At 69.3% G+C, this 17809-nt stretch carries 18 protein-coding genes, 1 tRNA gene and 1 pseudogene; 10 read left to right on the top strand and 10 right to left on the bottom strand.

The window, feature by feature from the left end; genetic code table 11:
* Window positions 1–172 precede the first annotated feature (172 nt).
* Window positions 173–748 carry a DUF4124 domain-containing protein gene (locus WCE37_RS11160; protein WP_343279444.1) on the top strand — a complete coding sequence of 192 codons (576 nt, stop codon included), beginning with the start codon at window positions 173–175 and terminating at the stop codon, window positions 746–748.
* A 59-nt stretch (window positions 749–807) separates the two neighbouring features.
* Window positions 808–1725 (top strand): branched-chain amino acid transaminase, encoded by a 918-nt coding sequence (locus tag WCE37_RS11165; RefSeq protein WP_343256109.1) that lies wholly within the window; start codon window positions 808–810, stop codon window positions 1723–1725.
* A gap of 40 nt (window positions 1726–1765) precedes the next feature.
* On the opposite strand, the gene WCE37_RS11170 is transcribed toward WCE37_RS11165, so the two are convergent.
* From WCE37_RS11170 to WCE37_RS11200, 7 genes are all read right to left on the bottom strand, one after another.
* Complete coding sequence (locus WCE37_RS11170; RefSeq protein WP_343279445.1) at window positions 1766–3109, bottom strand: HAMP domain-containing sensor histidine kinase; 1344 nt, start codon at window positions 3107–3109, stop codon at window positions 1766–1768.
* Window positions 3096–3779 (bottom strand): response regulator transcription factor, encoded by a 684-nt coding sequence (locus WCE37_RS11175; protein ID WP_343256111.1) that lies wholly within the window; start codon window positions 3777–3779, stop codon window positions 3096–3098. Before WCE37_RS11175 ends, WCE37_RS11170 begins: the two co-directional genes overlap by 14 nt.
* 9 nt (window positions 3780–3788) lie before the next feature.
* Window positions 3789–4250, bottom strand: coding sequence for a hypothetical protein (locus WCE37_RS11180; RefSeq protein ID WP_343279446.1), 462 nt, complete (start codon window positions 4248–4250; stop codon window positions 3789–3791).
* 325 nt (window positions 4251–4575) lie between these two features.
* Entirely contained in the window at window positions 4576–5517 is a 942-nt protein-coding gene (gene rimK, locus WCE37_RS11185; protein ID WP_343279447.1) for a 30S ribosomal protein S6--L-glutamate ligase, read from the bottom strand.
* A 36-nt stretch (window positions 5518–5553) separates the two neighbouring features.
* Window positions 5554–5931 (bottom strand): DUF6746 family protein, encoded by a 378-nt coding sequence (locus WCE37_RS11190; protein ID WP_343279448.1) that lies wholly within the window; start codon window positions 5929–5931, stop codon window positions 5554–5556.
* A gap of 108 nt (window positions 5932–6039) precedes the next feature.
* Window positions 6040–6113 (bottom strand) — tRNA-Gly (locus tag WCE37_RS11195).
* Between the two features lie 99 nt (window positions 6114–6212).
* A complete protein-coding gene (locus tag WCE37_RS11200; RefSeq protein ID WP_343279449.1) occupies window positions 6213–8060 on the bottom strand; it encodes an autotransporter domain-containing protein in 1848 nt (615 codons plus the stop codon).
* 149 nt (window positions 8061–8209) lie between these two features.
* Here WCE37_RS11200 and thiS point away from each other — a divergent pair, with 149 nt between their 5' ends.
* The 4 genes from thiS to WCE37_RS11220 all read left to right on the top strand — a co-directional run bounded on the left by thiS (window position 8210) and on the right by WCE37_RS11220 (window position 12000).
* Entirely contained in the window at window positions 8210–8410 is a 201-nt protein-coding gene (gene thiS, locus WCE37_RS11205) for a sulfur carrier protein ThiS (protein WP_343279450.1), read from the top strand.
* A gap of 28 nt (window positions 8411–8438) precedes the next feature.
* Window positions 8439–9236, top strand: coding sequence for a thiazole synthase (locus WCE37_RS11210; RefSeq protein WP_343279451.1), 798 nt, complete (start codon window positions 8439–8441; stop codon window positions 9234–9236).
* A gap of 127 nt (window positions 9237–9363) precedes the next feature.
* Window positions 9364–10149 (top strand): tRNA (guanosine(46)-N7)-methyltransferase TrmB, encoded by a 786-nt coding sequence (gene trmB / locus WCE37_RS11215; protein ID WP_343279452.1) that lies wholly within the window; start codon window positions 9364–9366, stop codon window positions 10147–10149.
* Between the two features lie 9 nt (window positions 10150–10158).
* Window positions 10159–12000, top strand: coding sequence for an SLC13 family permease (locus WCE37_RS11220; RefSeq protein ID WP_343256119.1), 1842 nt, complete (start codon window positions 10159–10161; stop codon window positions 11998–12000).
* Between the two features lie 11 nt (window positions 12001–12011).
* Here WCE37_RS11220 and WCE37_RS11225 read toward each other — a convergent pair whose 3' ends face one another.
* Window positions 12012–12392 (bottom strand): Rieske 2Fe-2S domain-containing protein, encoded by a 381-nt coding sequence (locus WCE37_RS11225; RefSeq protein WP_343279453.1) that lies wholly within the window; start codon window positions 12390–12392, stop codon window positions 12012–12014.
* A 50-nt stretch (window positions 12393–12442) separates the two neighbouring features.
* Here WCE37_RS11225 and WCE37_RS11230 point away from each other — a divergent pair, with 50 nt between their 5' ends.
* From WCE37_RS11230 to WCE37_RS11245, 4 genes are all read left to right on the top strand, one after another.
* Window positions 12443–12739 (top strand): hypothetical protein, encoded by a 297-nt coding sequence (locus WCE37_RS11230; protein WP_343279454.1) that lies wholly within the window; start codon window positions 12443–12445, stop codon window positions 12737–12739.
* A gap of 31 nt (window positions 12740–12770) precedes the next feature.
* Window positions 12771–13487, top strand: a complete 717-nt coding sequence (locus WCE37_RS11235) for a fumarylacetoacetate hydrolase family protein (RefSeq protein WP_343256122.1) — start codon at window positions 12771–12773, stop codon at window positions 13485–13487.
* Between the two features lie 34 nt (window positions 13488–13521).
* Window positions 13522–13932, top strand: a complete 411-nt coding sequence (gene mscL / locus WCE37_RS11240) for a large-conductance mechanosensitive channel protein MscL (protein ID WP_343256123.1) — start codon at window positions 13522–13524, stop codon at window positions 13930–13932.
* A 137-nt stretch (window positions 13933–14069) separates the two neighbouring features.
* Window positions 14070–15494 carry a M28 family peptidase gene (locus tag WCE37_RS11245; RefSeq protein ID WP_343279657.1) on the top strand — a complete coding sequence of 475 codons (1425 nt, stop codon included), beginning with the start codon at window positions 14070–14072 and terminating at the stop codon, window positions 15492–15494.
* Between the two features lie 27 nt (window positions 15495–15521).
* Here WCE37_RS11245 and WCE37_RS11250 read toward each other — a convergent pair.
* Both WCE37_RS11250 and WCE37_RS11255 read right to left on the bottom strand, forming a co-directional pair.
* Window positions 15522–16241, bottom strand: a pseudogene (locus tag WCE37_RS11250) (TrmH family RNA methyltransferase); the annotation flags it as partial.
* Window positions 16242–16266: 25 nt separating this feature from the next.
* Window positions 16267–17706, bottom strand: coding sequence for an alanine/glycine:cation symporter family protein (locus WCE37_RS11255; protein WP_343279455.1), 1440 nt, complete (start codon window positions 17704–17706; stop codon window positions 16267–16269).
* Window positions 17707–17809 lie beyond the last annotated feature (103 nt).

Consider the following 17809-nt stretch of genomic DNA (forward strand, 5'->3'; position numbering starts at 1 on the left):
CCCCCCCCCCCCCCCCCCCCCCCCCCCCCCCCCCCCCCCCCCCCCCCTCCCCCCCCCCCCCCCCCCCCCCCCCCCCCCCCCCCCCCCCCCCCCCCCCGTGCCGCTGTACCCTTGGCCGATGCCGTACCTGCGACATCCCGTCCGGGCCGCTGCACTGCTATCGGCCACGGCGATGCTCGCCATGGTCGCGGCCATGCCCGCGCCCGTCCACGCCCAGATCCGGCAATGCACCACGCCCGACGGCGGGACCGTGTACACCGATCGCAGCTGTGATTCGCTGGGCGCGATCGAGAACCGGCCAGCGGCGGAGGGCGGGGCTGGCAGCGGCGCCAACGCTGCGCCACGCTATCGCGGCGGCTGCGCGCGCCGCGTGCGCGACCTCGTGTTCGAAGTTACTGCGGCCATCGACGCCCGCGACACCAACCGGCTGGCCCGCAGCTACCACTGGCCCGGCACCTCCACGCGCAGCGGCTATGCGCTGATCGAGCGGCTTGACGCGATCGCCAGCCGCCCGCTGCTCAATGTCACTGCCCTTCGCCCGGCCCGGACGGTGGTCGCAGCCAGCGGACAGTCCTCGTGGGGCATACCCGCGACCCTGACCGCGCCACCGCCACCGCCGGCGACGCCCGAGCCTCCGCAGCGCCCGGTCGCGCTGCGCATCGACCAGGTCCTGGCCGACGGCATCACCCCGTCCAGCACCACCTTCCGGCTGCGCAGGCACATGGACTGCTGGTGGATCGCGCTCTGAGCGCGCGACGGCACGACCGCCTGCGCCACAATGACGGTTCCACAAGGCGGAGCAACGCGATGCAGTACCCGGACTGGATCTGGCACAACGGCGGCATCAAGCCCTGGGCGGAAGCGAACACCCACGTGATGTCGCATGGGCTGCACTACGGCTCGTCGGTGTTCGAGGGCATCCGCGCCTACAGGACGCCCGGCGGCGGCGCGATCTTCCGCCTGCAGGACCATATTCGCCGCCTGTTCGCCTCGGCGCGCATCTACGACATGGTGATCCCGTACACGCTGGAAGAACTCACCGCCGCCTGCCACGAAGTCGTCCACCGCAACGCACTGGAGCAGGCCTACCTGCGGCCGGTTGCGTGGCGCGGCCTGGGCGGCTTCGGGCTCAGCGCGGAGACGCCGATCGACGTCGCGGTGGCGAGCTGGCACATGGGTCCCTACCTCGGCGAGGGCGCGCTCACGGAGGGCATCGACGCCTGTGTCTCCAGCTGGCAGCGCTTCGCGCCCAATACCATTCCCGCCGGCGCCAAGGCCGGCGGCAACTATCTGTCGGGGCAGCTGGTGGCGCGCGAGGCACGGCGCCTGGGCTTCGGCGAGGGCATCGCCCTGGCGTCGACCGGCCTGCTCAGCGAAGGCGCGGGCGAGAACCTGTTCCTGGTCTTCGATGGCGTCCTGCACACACCGCCGGTGAGCGCCGCGCTGCTCAACGGCATCACCCGCGATTCGATCATCCAGCTGGCGAAGGACGCCGGCATCGCCGTGGTCGAGCGCGACCTGCCGCGCGAATACCTCTACCTGTGCGACGAGCTGTTCATGTGCGGCACTGCCGCCGAGATCACGCCGATCCGTTCGGTCGATGGCCGCCAGGTCGGCGCCGGACGCGCCGGCCCGGTGACCCTGCGCCTGCAGGAGCTGTTCTTCGGCCTGTTCGAAGGCCGCACGCCGGATACCCGCGGCTGGCTGGAACCGCTGGCCTCATAGGCGTCGATGGCGCCGGGCGCGGGCGGCGGCCCGGCGGGAATCAGCCGGAGGCCGTGTCGCCGGCATCGAAGTACAGCGTGGCGACCACGCCGCGCTCGGCGCCCGGCACCACGCGCACCTGCCAGTCGTAGAGCCGGCACAGGCGGCGCACGATCGACAGGCCGATGCCGCCGCCGTGGGTGTGCTCCGCGTGGCTGCCGCGGTAGCCGCGCTCGAACAGGTGCGCGGCGTCCTCCGCGCTGAGGCCCGGGCCGGAATCGATCACGTCGACGGCGTTGTCGTGCAGGCGGACCACGATCGTGCCGGCCATGGTGTACTTCACGGCATTGCCGATCAGGTTGCCCAGCGCAACCGACACCGCAGCCTCCGGCGCGTCCACCATCAGCCGCCCGGCCTCGCCTTCCAGGCGAAGCTCCAGCGGCTTGCCGCCGAGCTGCGAACGATGCGCCTCCAGCAGCTGCTCGGCGACGCGGCAGACATCGGTGCTGCCGTGTCCGCGCTCGGCGCGCGAGAGCAGCAGCAGCGCGCTGATCAGGTCGGTGCACTGCTGTTCGGCACGCTGGATGCGCTGCAGCCGTGCCAGCGTCTTCTCGTCGAGGCCGGGGCGCGACAGCAGCAGCTCCACCGCGCCCTTGACCACCGCCAGCGGCGTGCGCAGCTCGTGGCTGACGTCGGCGTTGAACTCCCGGTCGCGCTGCACCACCTCGGTGAGGCGTGCGGCGTAGTCGTCGAGCGCGGTCGCCAGCTCGCCGACCTCGTCGTCGGGGAAGTGCGGCGCCAATGCGCCGGGGCGTGCGCTGTCGCCCGACGCACCGAGGAGGTTCGCCAGCTCCGACACCGGCCGCATCACCCGCGATGCCGACCACCAGCCGATCACGCCGGCCAGCACGGTGAACAGGACCACCGCGGCGATCAGGATCAGCTTGATCCTGGCGCGCACCTCGGCGGTATTGGTCATGTCCTGGGCAAGGAAGAACCAGTACTCCGCGTCCTTCTTCACCACCAGCCGGTAGACGAACGGTTCGCCGTCCTCCTCGCCGGTGATGTTGTAGACGCCGGTCTCGAGCTCGGCCCAATCCGGCGGCACGTTGTGCAGCCGCCCGGGGCCATAGACGATCGCGCGCACGCTGCTCAGCGGCGCCCACTCGGCGCTGCGATCCTGGTAGAAGCGCTCGGCGTACTCGTCGACGTTGTGCTTGAGCACGCTGCCGACCGTCTGGTCCTCCACCACCGCGCCGACGAATACGGCCGCGATCGCGAACATCGCGGTCAGGCCAAGCCCGAGCAGGACGAACGAGAGGATGATCCGGCTGCGCAGCCGCCGGCGGTATCGCCTGCGGCCGAATCCTTTCGGCGCAGGCGCGTCGCCCTCAGCTTGGGACATCGGGCACGGCGATCCGGTAGCCGATGCCGTGGCGGGTCTGCACCAGCTGCGTGGGGAAAGGCTTGTCGATCACCGCGCGCAGGCCGTGGATGTGTACGCGCAGGCTGTCGGAATCCGGCAGTTCCTCGCCCCAGACCCGGGTTTCCAGCTCCTGGCGGGTGACCACCGCCGGCGAGGCCTCCATCAGCGACTGCAGGATCTTGAGCGCGGTGGGATTGAGCTGCACCAGCTTGCCGCCGCGGCGCACCTCGAGGGTGTCGAGGTTGTACTCGAGGTCCCCGACCTCGAGCACGCGCGTCTGCACGCCCTTGCCACGACGCGCCAGGGCGTTGAGCCGGACCTCCACTTCCTGCAGCGCGAACGGCTTGATCAGGTAGTCGTCGGCGCCGGAGTCGAACCCGGCGAGCTTGCTGTCGAGGCTGTCGCGGGCCGTCAGCATCAGCACCGGCGTCTGCTTGCGGGCCTCGTTGCGCAGCTTGCGGCAGACTTCCAGGCCATCCATCCCGGGCAGGTTGAGGTCGAGCACCACCGCGTCGAAATCATGGACCACGGCAAGGTGCAGGCCGGTAACTCCGTCCGCGGCAAAATCGACCGTATGACCCCGGTCTTCAAGGTAGTCGCCGATGTTGGCGGCGATGTCCTGGTTGTCTTCGATGACGAGAATGCGCACTGGAGCCCCTTACATGCCGTTGGGATTGTCGCCCATGGCCCTTGGGTTGTACCTCAGGAAGTCCTTGGCTGAGTCCCTGGCGCGACGACGGTCGCCCACGGTCATGCAGACGTTGGTGGACATGTTCGAACCGGTCGCCTTCTCACGCCTGCAGACCATGCGGCTGTCCGCATGGGCGCGCACCAGCAGGGTGTTGATCCGCTCCTGCTCGTTGAACACCTGGATCCTGGCGTCATGCGGAAGCTGGTCCACGCTCGCGGTACTGCTGCCCAGCAGGCTGGTGATACGTGCCAGCGACGACCTGACGACCTGGGCGTCCTCCGCGGCGATCTCACTGTAGGTCTCGCCGTCGTCCAGGGCCTTGAAGATGGCGTCGCGCTGCGCAGTGAACGAGCTGCTCAGGTCCAGCCCCTTGCCGGGCTGGAAGGTTTCGCCTGCCGCACCGGTATTGGCAACGGCCGGGGCCGACATGAGCAAAGCTAAAAGGACCAACATCAAATGCCTGTACATTTTTGTGACCCCGCGGTGACCTGATGGAATTGGTGTGGACAGCGCCGGTGTGGACTGCGCCGTGGCATGCGACTGCATGGCGCTTGATTCTGCCTGCCTGCCCAGCCTTGCACAATTGCAAGCATTCAACACGCCAGCCACAAAATGGCCCGGGCGAAAATTTCGCCCGGGCCCAAATAGGTATTGACCCGATTGACCACAATCCACAGCTGACGACTGGAGAGTTCCGAAGCACGCGAACACGTTCCTCGTGAACCACGCTACTCGCGGATTGATTAAGGGGTCGTTAAATTCCCGTCAAATTTCGTTTCGGGGCAGTTCGTCTTGCGCGCGTGCGCGGGGCCATTCCCGCCCCGGTGGCCGCCGCCGCGACGAATTCTATGATTTTTCCGGCAACATCGACACCGGTGGAACACTCGATGCCTTCCAGGCCGGGCGAGGCATTGACTTCCAGCACCAGCGCCCCCCGCGCGGATGACACCAGGTCGACCCCCGCCACGCCCAGGCCCAGCACCTTCGCCGCGCGCACGGCCACCGCTGCCACGTCCGCATCCACCGCAACCCCCTCGGCCCTGCCACCGCGATGCAGGTTGGCGCGGAAATCTCCCTCGGGCGCATGCCGCCGCATCGCCGCCACCACTTCGTCGCCCACCACCAGGCAACGGATATCCGCGCCACCAGCCTCGGCGATGAACTCCTGCAGCAGGAAGGTCGCGTACAGGCCGCGCAGGGCATCGACCACCCCGCGCGAGGCCGAAGCTTTCTCGGTCAGCATCACCCCGCGCCCCTGGGTGCCTTCGGTGAGCTTGATCACGTGCGGCGGCTCGCCGAGCATCGCCAGCAGGTCGTCGGTGTCGTCGGGGTTGTCGCCGAACACGGTGACCGGCATGTCGATGCCCTGCGCTGCCAGCAGCTGGTGGCAGCGCAGCTTGTCGCGCGCGGCCATGATCGCCGCCGACGGATTGGGCGTATGGCAGCCCATCAGTTCGAACTGGTGCAGCACGGCGTTGCCGTAACGGTTGATCGAAGCACCGATGCGCGGGATCACGGCGCTGTAGCCGGCCAGCGACTGCGCCTTGTAGCGCAGCGCGAAACCCTCCTTGCCGATGCGCATGTAACAGCGCAGCGGATCCAGCACCCGGGCGCTGTGCCCGCGCTGGCGCGCGGCCTCGACCAGGCGCCGGGTCGAATACAGTTTGCCGTTGCGCGACAGGATGGCGAGCTTCATCGACGTGGCGCCTGGACGTGGCCGTGGAGGACGGCTTTACCGGGCGATCTTCGCCGCGGTGTCGAGGTACTCCTGCCCCCGGGCCCTGACCGTGTCGACCTCGTAGCGCTCGGACGACACGTGCACGGCTTCCAGCGTTTCGGCCAGATCATCGAGCTCGGACGAGATCTTCTCCAGCGCGTTCTCGAGGGTGTAGGTCAGCTCGTGGATCTTCGCCGTGTGCTCCGGCCGCAGATCGTCCTCCGCCAGGACCGCCGCCAGCTGTGCGTTGTAGTTCTTGAAGTTGGCCAGCGCCTGGTCAAGCGTGGCCGAGGCCTCGCCTTTGAAATGGTCGGGGCGCTCGTCCGCATGCGCGGTGCTGCAAAGGCCCAGCGCAAGCAGGGGGGCGGCAAACAGCAGGGACAGGTTCTTCATGGTGACTCCGGGACGTGGGGACAGCAGATGATAATGAATCCCATTACCAGATGCATCACGTCGGCGACCACCGGTTGCCTGCGGAGTTCCATGGGCCGGGAAGGCAAGTGGAGCGGGTGAAGGGAATCGAACCCTCGTCGTAAGCTTGGGAAGCTTCTGCTCTGCCATTGAGCTACACCCGCATCTGGCACAAGTCTAGGGCCCGGTCGCGGCCCTTGGCAACGCGCGCATGCGCACCTGATCGGCCCGCGGCGCGGACTGGCCGCGCGGCGGGCCGGAACTCAGAAGCCTGCGCCGACGCTGGCGAACACCATTGCGTGCTTGCCGCGCTTCTCGCCGCTGTTGACGCTGGCGCCGATGTTGGCGTCCAGGCCGAACAGCTGCGTGCGCGCGCCGAAGGTCAGGGTCACCCAGGACTGGTCGTACTCGACGCCGGGCACGGCATAGGGCAACGAGCCGGCGATCGACTGCGAGCGTGCGAAGGCCTGGCCGGCCTCGTCCTCGAATTCGCGGTCGACGGTCAGCCGCGCGTAGGGCTGCAGGTGGTCGTGGATCTCGTAGGCAAGCTGCCAGCCGGCGCTGCCGACCGTGGAATCGAACTCCTGGTCGAGGTAGCCCAGCGAGGTCGACAGGCCCGGGTCGCTCTCGTTGAAGCCGTCGATCTCGATCTGCTGCATGACCACGCCCAGCACCGGGCCGTGGCGCAGCGCGCCGTCGCCGAACTCCCAGCCACCCTGCACGGCCAGGCCGAGGTTGCTGCCGTCAGTGGAACCGGAATGCGTACGCAGCGCCGGGCCCAGGGTCACCTGGCGTTCGATGTCGAAGTCGAGGCTGGTGTAGCTGAGCTGGCCATTGAACCAGCCGCCGGCGTCGCTCTTCCAGCCCAGGTAGCCACCGACCGAAATCTCGGACTGGTCCCATTCGCCACGGCGCCTGCCCCAGTCGTTGGCCTGCGCGCCGTAACCGATGAAGCCGCCATAGACCAGGCTGTCGCTGCCCCAGTCCACGCCGACCGTCAATGCCGGGCCGGCGCCATCGTAGTGGTCGCCGTGGGCGTAGCGCTGGAAGTCCCCGCGCAGGTCGGCCCACCAGCGAGAACCGGACGCATCGCCGCGGCCGGCGATCTGCGCGTCCAAGCGCGCGGCACGGTTGCGGCCGGTGCCTGCGGCCGAGTGCGGCAGCACCGCCATTTGCCGCGGGCCTTCGATCGCGGCCATGGCCAGGTCAGCCAGGGCGCGGTGCGCGCCGCTGGCGGGATGCACGCCGTCCGCGAACAGATAGGTCTGCGGCGCATCCGGGCTGACCAGGCTGGTCGGGTTGCAGGTCAGCGACTGCGCGGTGATCTGCGGCATGCAGGCGGTTCCGGTGACGTTGCTGATCCCGAACATCGCCGGATTGGCCGCAACCTCGCGCAGGAAGCTGAAGGCATCGACCGGGATCACGCTCAGGCCGTTGGCCGCCAGCGCGCCGAACAGGGCCTCGTTGTACATGGTCGAAAGCGCGGTGGCCTGCGCCTGCGCGCCCGGGCCCTGGGCGATCTGCGCCGGGGTCAGGCCGAGGTCGGGAATGTTGGGCACCAGCACGTAGCGCGCGCCGGCCGCCTGCAGGCTGCCGATGATCCCGACCTGCGCGGCCACCGCGCCACCGATGATCGCCTGGGCATTGGCCGGGTCGGCGGCGACTGCGAACAGGTCGTTTGCGCCGCCCCAGACCGTGTACAGGGCATCTGGATCGGCGCGGCCGCCGTTGGCGGCGAGGTAGGCCGTGGCCTGGGTCGCCAGCGACGGAGTGAAGCCGAGCGCACCGTTGACGTCGACGCCGTTGCGGGAGCCACCGGCAGCGTAGTTGTCGCCGGACTGGCCGTTGCCGTTGGGCGAGGCGTCGGTGCCGTAGTGCTGCGCGAGCCACTGCGACCAGACCAGTCCCGGATTGGTGGTGAACTGGCCGGTGACCGCCTGCACGCCCGGCGGCAGCAGCGGCCGGAAGTAACCGGCATCGGTCAGGCTGTCGCCGAAGAACACCGTCTGCGAGAACGGCTGCTCGTTGGCGGCGGCGACCACGGGCAGCGCGGCCAGCGCGAGCGCGGCAGTCAGCAGGGTGCGACGGAGGGTGCGGGGCTTCTTCGGCATCTTGGATTCCTTGGCGGGCGGTATCAGGACGCCTGCGCCTGACATGAAACCGGCATCTTTCCACGGCGGCGGCGCGCCGCTCAATAGTGCACTGCGGCATCGACGGGACCCGGCATGCAATCGGATTGCCGGCGGGCCACAATGGCGCCATGGACATCATCCTCAACGGCGAGCCGCAGGCCCTGCCCGGCCCCTGCACCGTCCTCGCCCTGCTTGAATCCAGCGAGCTGGCCGGGCGCAAGGTGGCGGTGGAAGTGAACGGCACCATCATCCCGCGCAGCCTGCACGCCGAACACGCGCTGAAGGACGGCGACCGGATCGAGGTCGTGCACGCGCTGGGGGGCGGCTGAAGGGCGAAGGTTGCGCAATAATGGCGCAATGATCAGCCCAGACAATCACGGCGACGCCCTCGTCATCGCCGGCACGCCCTTCCGCTCCCGCCTGCTCACCGGCACCGGCAAGTTCAAGGACCTCGACGAGACCCGCCTGGCCACCGAGGCCGCGGGCGCCGAGATCGTCACCGTGGCCATCCGCCGCACGAATATCGGACAGGATCCGAACGAGCCGAACCTGCTCGACGTGCTGCCTCCGGACCGCTACACCATCCTGCCCAACACCGCCGGCTGCTACACCGCGGAGGAAGCGGTGCGCACCCTGCGCCTGGCCCGCGAGCTGCTGGACGGCCGCTCGCTGGTCAAGCTGGAAGTGTTGGGCGACCGCAAGACCCTGTACCCCGACGTGGTGCAGACGCTGAAGGCCGCCGAGCTGCTGGTCGCGGATGGCTTCCACGTCATGGTCTACACCTCCGACGACCCGATCCTGGCCAAGCAGCTGGAGGAGATCGGCTGCGTGGCGGTGATGCCGCTGGCGGCGCCGATCGGCTCCGGCCTGGGCATCCAGAACAAATGGAGCCTGCTCGAGATCGTCGACAACGCCAAGGTGCCGATCATCGTCGACGCCGGTGTCGGCACCGCGTCGGATGCCGCCATCGCCATGGAGCTCGGCTGTGACGGCGTGCTGATGAACACCGCCATTGCCGGCGCCCGCGAACCGGTCTTGATGGCGCACGCGATGAAGCTTGCCGTCGAGGCCGGTCGCGCAGCCTTCCGCGCCGGCCGCATCCCGCGCAAGCGCTACGCCAGCGCCTCGTCCCCGCTCGACGGCCTCGTCGGCTGATGCAGAGGACTGCTCCACCCGTAAGAGCGGCTACAGCCGCGACAGGCTTTCGCCGGCACCAGGGCCAGGATGTCGATCGCGGCCATAGCCGTTCCCACAGGGCCGCCGTTGCATGCGGCGGGGCCGCATGACGGATCCATTCTCCAGCCCCGGCTCCAAGGCACCCCCAAAACCCTTCACGGTCGAAGACGGCAATCGCCGCGTGCGCAGCTTCGTGCTGCGCCAGGGCCGGTTCACGCCGGCGCAGCAGCGCGCCTTCGATGCCCAGTGGCCGCGGTTCGGGCTGGACTACGCCGGCACGCCGCGCGACTACGACGCCGCCTTCGGGCGCAGCGCGCCGCGGATCCTCGAAATCGGCTTCGGCAACGGCGAGGCGCTGCGCCATTCGGCCGCGCACGACCCGGCCCGCGACCACATCGGCATCGAGGTCCATGCGCCCGGGGTCGGTCGCCTGCTCAACGCACTCGCCGAAGACGGCAGCGACAACGTCCGCATCTACCACCACGACGCGGTGGAAGTGCTGGAGAACGAGGTCGCCGATGCAGGCCTCGACGAAGTCCGCATCTACTTCCCCGATCCCTGGCACAAGAAGCGCCACAACAAGCGCCGGCTGGTGAATCCCGGGTTCGCCGCATTGCTTGTGCGCAAGCTCGCGCCCGATGGCCGCTTGCACCTCGCCACCGATTGGCACGACTATGCCGAACAGATGTGGGACGTGCTCGATGCCACGGAGGGCCTGCGCAACCGCGCCGGCGTCCGCGGCCACGTGGCGCGGCCGCTGTGGCGCCCGCAGACGCACTTCGAAAGCCGTGGCCAGCGCCTCGGCCACGGCGTGTGGGACCTGCTCTATGACAGGGTGCCCCACGACGGGGCGCTCCACGAAAGCAGGCCGCACGGCAGGACCGGGGACTAGACGCAGGACATGGAGACGCTGGCCCTCACCACCGACATGAAGCTCGTCCTCGGGCTGGTGGCGATGGTGATGGGGCTGTTCCTGTTCGAACGCGTGCGCGCCGACCTCGTTGCGCTGGTCGTGCTGGTGGTGCTGGGCCTGACCGGCCTGGTCGCGCCCGAGGACATCTTCAACGGCTTTTCGTCGAATGCGGTGATCAGCATCATCGCGACCATGATCCTGGGCATGGGCCTGGACCGCACCGGCGCGCTCAACCGCCTCGCTGCCTGGCTGCTTCGGCGGTCGAAGGGCGCGGAGAGGCGGCTGCTGCTCTACACCTCCGCGATCGCCGGCCTCAACTCGTCGTTCATGCAGAACCCGTCGGTGATGGCGCTGTACCTTCCGGTCGCCTCGCGCCTGGCCTCGCGCACCGGCCTTCGGCTGTCGCGCTTCCTGCTGCCGATCTGCGTCGCGATCATCATGGGCGGCTCGCTGACCATGGTCGGCAACTCCCCGTTGATCCTGCTCAACGACCTGCTGGTCGCGGCCAACGCCAACCTGCCGTCCGGCGTGGCCACGCTCGAACCGCTGCCGATGTTCGCGCCCTTGCCGATCGGGCTGACCCTGCTTGTGATCGTCCTGGCCTACTTCCACTTCTTCGGCGACAGGCTGCTGGGCGGCGCTGGCGAGAACGACGGCAGCGTGACGCCGGCGCGCACTCAGAGCTATTTCGCCCGCGCCTACGGCATCGATGGCGATGTGTTCGAACTCACCGTCAGCGCCGACAGCCCGCTGGTCGGCATGGCCCTGGGCGAGGCCGAAAGCCTGCATGGCGCGCCGCTGCTGCTGGCGCTGAAGACCGGCAACGACTCGCGCCTGGCGCCGCCCGCGGATGCCCGCATCTGGGTCGGCAGCGTGATCGGCGCGATGGGCCCGCGGCAGCAGGTGGTGGATTTCGCGCAGAACAACATGCTGCGCATGTCGAGCCGGCTGCGCGAGTTCGGCGACCTGTTCAATCCCAGCCGCGCCGGCATTTCCGAAGCCGTGGTGCCACCGACCTCGAAGTTCATCGGCAAGACACAGGCCGAGCTGGCGATGCGCAAGAACTACGGCATCAGCCTGCTGGCGGTGAACCGCGACAAGGAGGTGCTGCGCGAGGGCATCCGCAACCTGCCGCTGCGCGCCGGCGACATGCTGGTGCTGCACAGCATCTGGCAGGACCTGGCCAAGACCGCCGCCAACCGCGATTTCGTGGTGGTCACCGACTATCCCAAGGGCGAGCAGCGGCCGCACAAGTTCAAGATCGCGATGGCGATCTTCGCGGTCACGATCCTGGTGGCCCTGGGCTCGGACCTGCCGACCTCGATCGCGCTGATGACCGGCGTCGCCGGCATGCTGGTCTGCGGCGTGCTGAAGATGGACGAGGCCTATTCGGCGATCAGCTGGAAGACGGTGTTCCTGATGGCCTGCCTGATCCCGCTGGGCTGGGCCATGGACACCAGCGGCGCGGCGGCCTGGATCGCAGGCCACACGATTGAAGAACTGCCCAGCGGGCTGCCGGTATGGGTGATCCAGTTCACCGTGGCCGCGCTCACCTCGGTGTTTTCACTGGTCATCAGCCACGTCGGCGCGACGATCGTGATGGTGCCGCTGGCGATCAACCTGGCGCTGGCGGCAGGAGGCGACCCGACCGCGTTCGCGCTGATCGTGGCGCTGTCGGCTTCGAACAACCTGGTGACCGCATCCAACCCGGTGGTGTCGATGGTGACCGGCCCCGGCGACTACTCCGCGCGCGACCTCTGGCGGGTGGGCGCACCGCTTTCGGCCGGCTACCTGGCGGTGGTGGTCACTCTGGTGAACCTGATCTTCTGAGCGGCCCGGTGTCAGGGAGCATCGGCCAGCCAGACGGCGCCGTCACGCACTTCCACCGGCACCGCGCGCAGGGCGTCGCCGCGGCAGGGGCCGGCTTCGCAGACGCCGCCAACGGTCTCGAAGCTGGCACCGTGCACGGCGCACACCAGCAGCCCTTCCTTCGATTCCAGGAAGCGTCCCGGCGCCCAGTCCAGGCGTCGCCCGGCATGCGGACAGATGTTCAGCCAGGCACGCACGCCGCCAGCGGCATCGCGATGCAGGATCACCGATTCCGCAGCGCCATCGACCACCGCCTCGGCTTCCGCGAAGCCACCGGCCGCCAGCGCGTCGAGCGTCAACAGCGGCGCGTTTTCACCGGTGGTTAACACTTCACTTACATTTTCCGGAGCCATGGGCCTGATACTCACGTCATCATCGATTCCCCACATTCTGGCATTACCGCATGATCAACAGCAGTTTCCGCACCTTCCACGCCCGCTTCGATGCGAGCCAGCTCGGCGCCATGTTCGCGCCGCGCAAGCCGCGGCACCCGCTGTTGCGCATGGCGGTGGCCCTGCTTGGCCTGGCGCTGCTCGCCATGCTGCTGGTGCTTGGCGTGGTGGTCGGCACGGCGATGCTCGCGGTGGGCCTGGTCCGGCGCCTCTTCAGCCGTCGCGGCAAGCCGCAGGCACGCGTGGGTACCGTGGTCGACGCCGAGTACCGCGTTGTCGACAAGCCGGCGCACACCCTGCCCTACTGAGCGCCCGCGCGCGCCCTTCCTGGAGCCATTCATGACCGACGTGATTCCCGCGCCGGCGCAGGTCCGCGTGCCCGTGCGCGGCGGCGGCCGCTTCCCCGTGCGCCGCGTGTACTGCGTGGGCCGCAACTTCGCCGACCACGCCCGCGAGATGGGCGCGCAGGCGCCGGCCTCGAAGGCGGAGCGCGGCAGCCCGGTGTTCTTCTCCAAACCGACGGACGCCATCACGACCGCCGACGTCGTCCATTACCCGCCCGCCACCGCCGACCTGCACCACGAGGTGGAGCTGGTGGTGGCGCTCGGTCGCGATGCGCCCGATGGCGTGCTGGATCCCGCCACCGCCGCGGCGCTGGTATTCGGCTACGGCGTCGGCCTCGACCTCACCCGCCGCGACCTGCAGGCCGCGGCCAAGAAGGCCGGCCTGCCCTGGGACACCGGCAAGGGCTTTGACGAGTCGGCACCCCTGAGCGAACTGGTACCGGCCGCCGAACTCGGCGAACTGGCACCGCGACGCCTGTCGCTGGCCGTGAACGGCGTCGAGCGCCAGGCCGCACCGCTGTCGGATCTGATCTGGGACGTGCCCGACATCCTGCACGAGCTGTCGAAGCTCTATGCCCTGCGCGCCGGCGACCTGGTGTTCATGGGCACCCCGGCCGGCGTGGCCGCGCTGCTGCCGGGCGACCAATGCGAGGCCCGCCTGGACGACGCCATCGTGCTCCGCTGCCGGATCGCCGAGGCCCGTGTAACCTGAGCGTCGCCACTACCGGCGGGACATGGAGAACGCGATGGGCATGATGAGTGAGTTCAAGGAATTCGCGATGCGCGGCAGCGTCGTCGACCTCGCGGTTGGCGTGGTCATCGGCGCCGCGTTCGGCAAGATCGTGACCGCCCTGGTGGACAACGTGATCATGCCGCCGATCGGCCTGCTGATCGGTGGCGTCGACTTCTCCGACCTTGCCCTCACCCTGAAGGCCGAAACCGTGGACGCCGCCGGCGAAGTGGTGCCGGCGGTGGTGATCGGCTACGGCGAGTTCATCAATGCGCTGATCCAGTTCGTGATCGTCGCCTTCGCGATCTTCATGGTGGTCAGGGCGATCAACCGCCTCAACCGCAAGCCCGAAGCGCCGGCCGCACCCGAGGCCCCCGCCGAGGAAGTGGTGCTGCTGCGCGAGATCCGCGATTCCTTGAAGCGCTAGCGCGCCCGCCCGCAGGGCAGGACTTCACGCACATCGACACGAAGCCGCGGCTTGCTAAGCTCGCGGCTTCGTCTTTCATGCAGCGGAGCGTCATGCGCCTGGTCCCGATAGTGCTCACCGCGGCGATTGCCGCAGCCATGTTTCCGGCCGCGGGCGCCTCCCCGACGTCTGGCGCTGTCACCGCCAACGGCACGTCCGCCAATGCGACCGCAGTCGCGGCCGTGACCACGGCCGCAACCCGGATCTCCGATGCGTCCATGGCGATTGCCGGCCAGCTGCGCCAAACCGCGCTGGCGAGCCCGCTCGCCTGGGACATCACCGAGTCCCTGACCACCGAGATCGGCCCGCGCCTGGCCGGCAGCGAGGCCGACGCGCGCGCGGTGGAATGGGCGAAGGCGAAGTTCGCCGAACTCGGCTTCGACCGCGTCTGGACGGAACCGGTGAGCTTCCCGAAGTGGGTGCGCCGCGGCGAGCACGCCGCCGTGCTGGGCGCCAATGCGCAGCCGCTGGCCCTGACCGCGCTCGGCGGCAGCCCCGGCGGCACGGTCGAAGGCGAGATCGTGCGCTTTCCCGGCCTGGCGGAGCTGGAAGCAGCCCCGGCGGGATCACTGGCGGGCAAGATCGCGTTTGTCGACTATGCGATGGAGCGCGCCCGCGACGGCAGCGGCTACGGCCCGGGTTCGCGCGTGCGCAGCCGCGGTCCGTCGGAAGCGATCCGCGCTGGCGCCATCGGCTTTGTCATGCGTTCGGCCGGCACCGACTCGCATCGCAACCCGCACACCGGCATCACCCGCTTCGACGAGGGCCTGGAGCCGGTGCCGGCCGCGGCGCTGTCGGTGCCCGACGCCGACCAGCTCACGCGCCTGCTCAAGCGCGGCCCCGTGCGCATCAGCCTGGCCCTGGACTGCGGCTGGGACGGCGAGTACACCTCGCAGAACGTGATCGGCGAGATGACCGGCGCCAGCCGCCCGGACGAGGTGGTGCTGATCGGCGCCCACCTCGACTCCTGGGATCTCGGCACCGGGGCGGTCGACGACGCCGCCGGCGTCGGCATCACCATGGCGGCGGCGGTGCACATCGCGTCGATGGAGCGGCGCCCGGCGCGCAGCATCCGCGTGGTCGCCTTTGCCAACGAGGAACAGGGACTGCACGGCGGCTTCGCCTACGCGGAGAAGCACGGCGCCGACGTCGCGCGCCACCAGCTGGTCGCCGAGAGCGACTTCGGCGCCGGCCGCATCTACGGCTTCAACACCGGCGCGCCCGCGCACGCGCAGGCCGCGGAGGCCCGCATTGCCGAGGCGCTCGCACCGCTGGGCATCGAACGCTCCGACGAGGGCGGCCCCGGCCCGGATGTGATCGGCATCTCCCGCGCCGGCGCCACCTGGGCCTGGCTCGGCCAGGACGGCACCGATTACTTCGACCTGCACCACACGCCGGACGACACCCTGGACAAGATCGACCCGGCCGCGCTGGCCCAGAACGCGGCCGCCTACGCCGTGTTCGCATACCTGGCCGCGGATGCGGAAGGCGACTTCGGCAGTGCGCCGGTCGCGGGGCCGTGACGGCGTAGGGCTTTTCTTGCCGCGGAATCAGCCGCGCGCCTGCCACCAGCGGGCGAGCAGCACCGCGGTCGCGGCCGAGACGTTGAGGCTTTCGACGGCGCCGGTGCCGGGGATGGAGACGCGCAGGTCGCAGGCGTCGGCCAGCGCCTCGGACATGCCCTCGCCCTCGGCGCCCAGCACATAGACCAGCCGTGGCGGCAGGTCGGTCGCGAACACGTCGCCGCCGCCGCGGACCACGGTCGCCGCCAGCGTGAAGCCGGCGCCGCGCAGCTGGGCGATGGCGTTGTCCTCGCGCCCCAGGCGCACCAGCGGCACGGCTTCCGCACCGCCCTCGGCCACGCGCGCGGCGGCGCCTGAAAGCTGCAGCGGCGAGTGCTTGGGCAGCATCACGGTCGCGCCGAAGTTCGCCGCCGAACGCAGGATCGCGCCCAGGTTGTGCGGGTTGCCGACGCCGTCCAGCCACAGCGCGCAGACCGCGCCTTCGCCGAGGTCCTGCAGCCACGTGGTCAGCGCGACCGGCGCTTCGCGCAGCACGTCGGCGACCACGCCCTCGTGGTGGCTGCTGGCAGCGAGCTTGCGCAGGTCGTCCTCTTCCACCACCCGGTAGCCAACGCGGTTGGCCACGCACCACTTCAGCAGCGGCTGCAGGCGCGGAATCAGCGCCTCGGCCAGGTACAGCTTGCGGATCGCCACCGGGCGGCGCGCAAATACCGCCTGCACGGCGTTCAGGCCATGCAGGCGGACCTCGTCATTGCCACCGGCCTTCGCCATCTCAGTCCTTCTTCCTGCCTGCCCAGAAGGCGGCGTTGCGGATGCCCAGCGACTCCGGATCGAAGGTCGGGTCCAGGCCTTCCTTCTTCTGTCGTTCGTAATCGCGCAGCGCCACCAGCGCCGGCTTCTGCAGGATCAGGATGGCGACGATGTTGAGCCAGGCCATCAGTCCCACGCCGATGTCGCCCAGCGTCCAGGCCGCGCCCGCCGAGCGCACCGCGCCCACGATCACCGCCAGCAGGATGAACACGCGCAGCACCAGGGTCATCCAGGGCCGGTGCACCTTGCGGTTGATGTAGGCGATGTTGGTTTCCGCCATGTAGTAGTAGGCGACGATGGTGGTGAAGGCGAAGAACAGCAGCGCCAGCGCCACGAAGCCGGCGCCGTAGCCGGGCAGCACCGACTCGACCGCCGCCTGCGCGAAGCCCGGGCCGGCCTCGATGCCGGGCAGCGCCTCGACCAGCATCGCGCCGTCGGGCATGCCGACGTTGTACATGCCGGTGGACAGGATCATGAAGGCCGTGGCCGAACACACCAGCAGCGTATCGACGTAGACCGAGAACGCCTGCACGTAACCCTGCTTGGCCGGGTGCGAGACCTCGGCCGCGGCGGCGGCGTGCGGGCCGGTGCCCTGCCCGGCTTCGTTGGAGTAGATGCCGCGCTTCACGCCCCACTCCACCGCAAGACCAAGCATGGCGCCGAAGCCGGCCTCCATGCCGAAGGCGCTGCGGAAGATCAGCACCAGCATCTCCGGCACCTGCTCGACGTTGAGCACAAGGATCACGAAGGCAACCAGCATGTAGGCCAACGCCATGAACGGCACAGCCAGCTCGGCGAAGCGCGCGATGCGCTTGACGCCGCCGAAGATGATGAAGCCCAGCGCGATCACAACGCCGGTGGCGGTGACGGCAGGCGCCATGCCGAAGGCATTCTCCATGCCCGATGCGATGCCATTGGCCTGCACGCCGGGCAGGAAGAACCCGGTGGCGACGATGGTGACGACCGCGAACAGCCACGCGTACCACTTCTGGCCCATCGCTTTCTCGATGTAATAGGCCGGGCCGCCGCGATAGCGGCCTTCGTCGTCCTTTTCCTTGTAGATCTGCGCCAGCGTCGATTCGACGTACGCGGTCGAAGCGCCCAGGAAGGCCATCACCCACATCCAGAACACCGCGCCCGGGCCGCCGAAGGCGATGGCGGTGGCGACGCCGGCGATGTTGCCGATGCCCACGCGCCCCGACAGCGAAATCGCCAGCGCCTGGAACGAGGACACGCCGGCTTCCGAGGACTTGCCCGACAGCAGCAGGCGGACCATCTCCGGCACGTTGCGCAGCTGCATGAAGCGGGTGCGGATCGAGAAATACAGCCCCGCACCCAGGCACAGCGCGATCAGCGCCTTGCTCCAGATCAGGCCGTTCAAAGTGTTGAGAAGGTCGTCCAAGTGCTGGCTCCGGTGGTGGATCGCAGTGCACCGGCGCCATGTTCACCCTGGCCGGAACCGGCCCGATTCTCCACGATCGGCGGGCAAATGCGAACCGGCCGCG

It is taken from the genome of Luteimonas sp. MJ250 (assembly GCF_039548455.1).
Classification (GTDB): Bacteria; Pseudomonadota; Gammaproteobacteria; order Xanthomonadales; family Xanthomonadaceae; genus Luteimonas.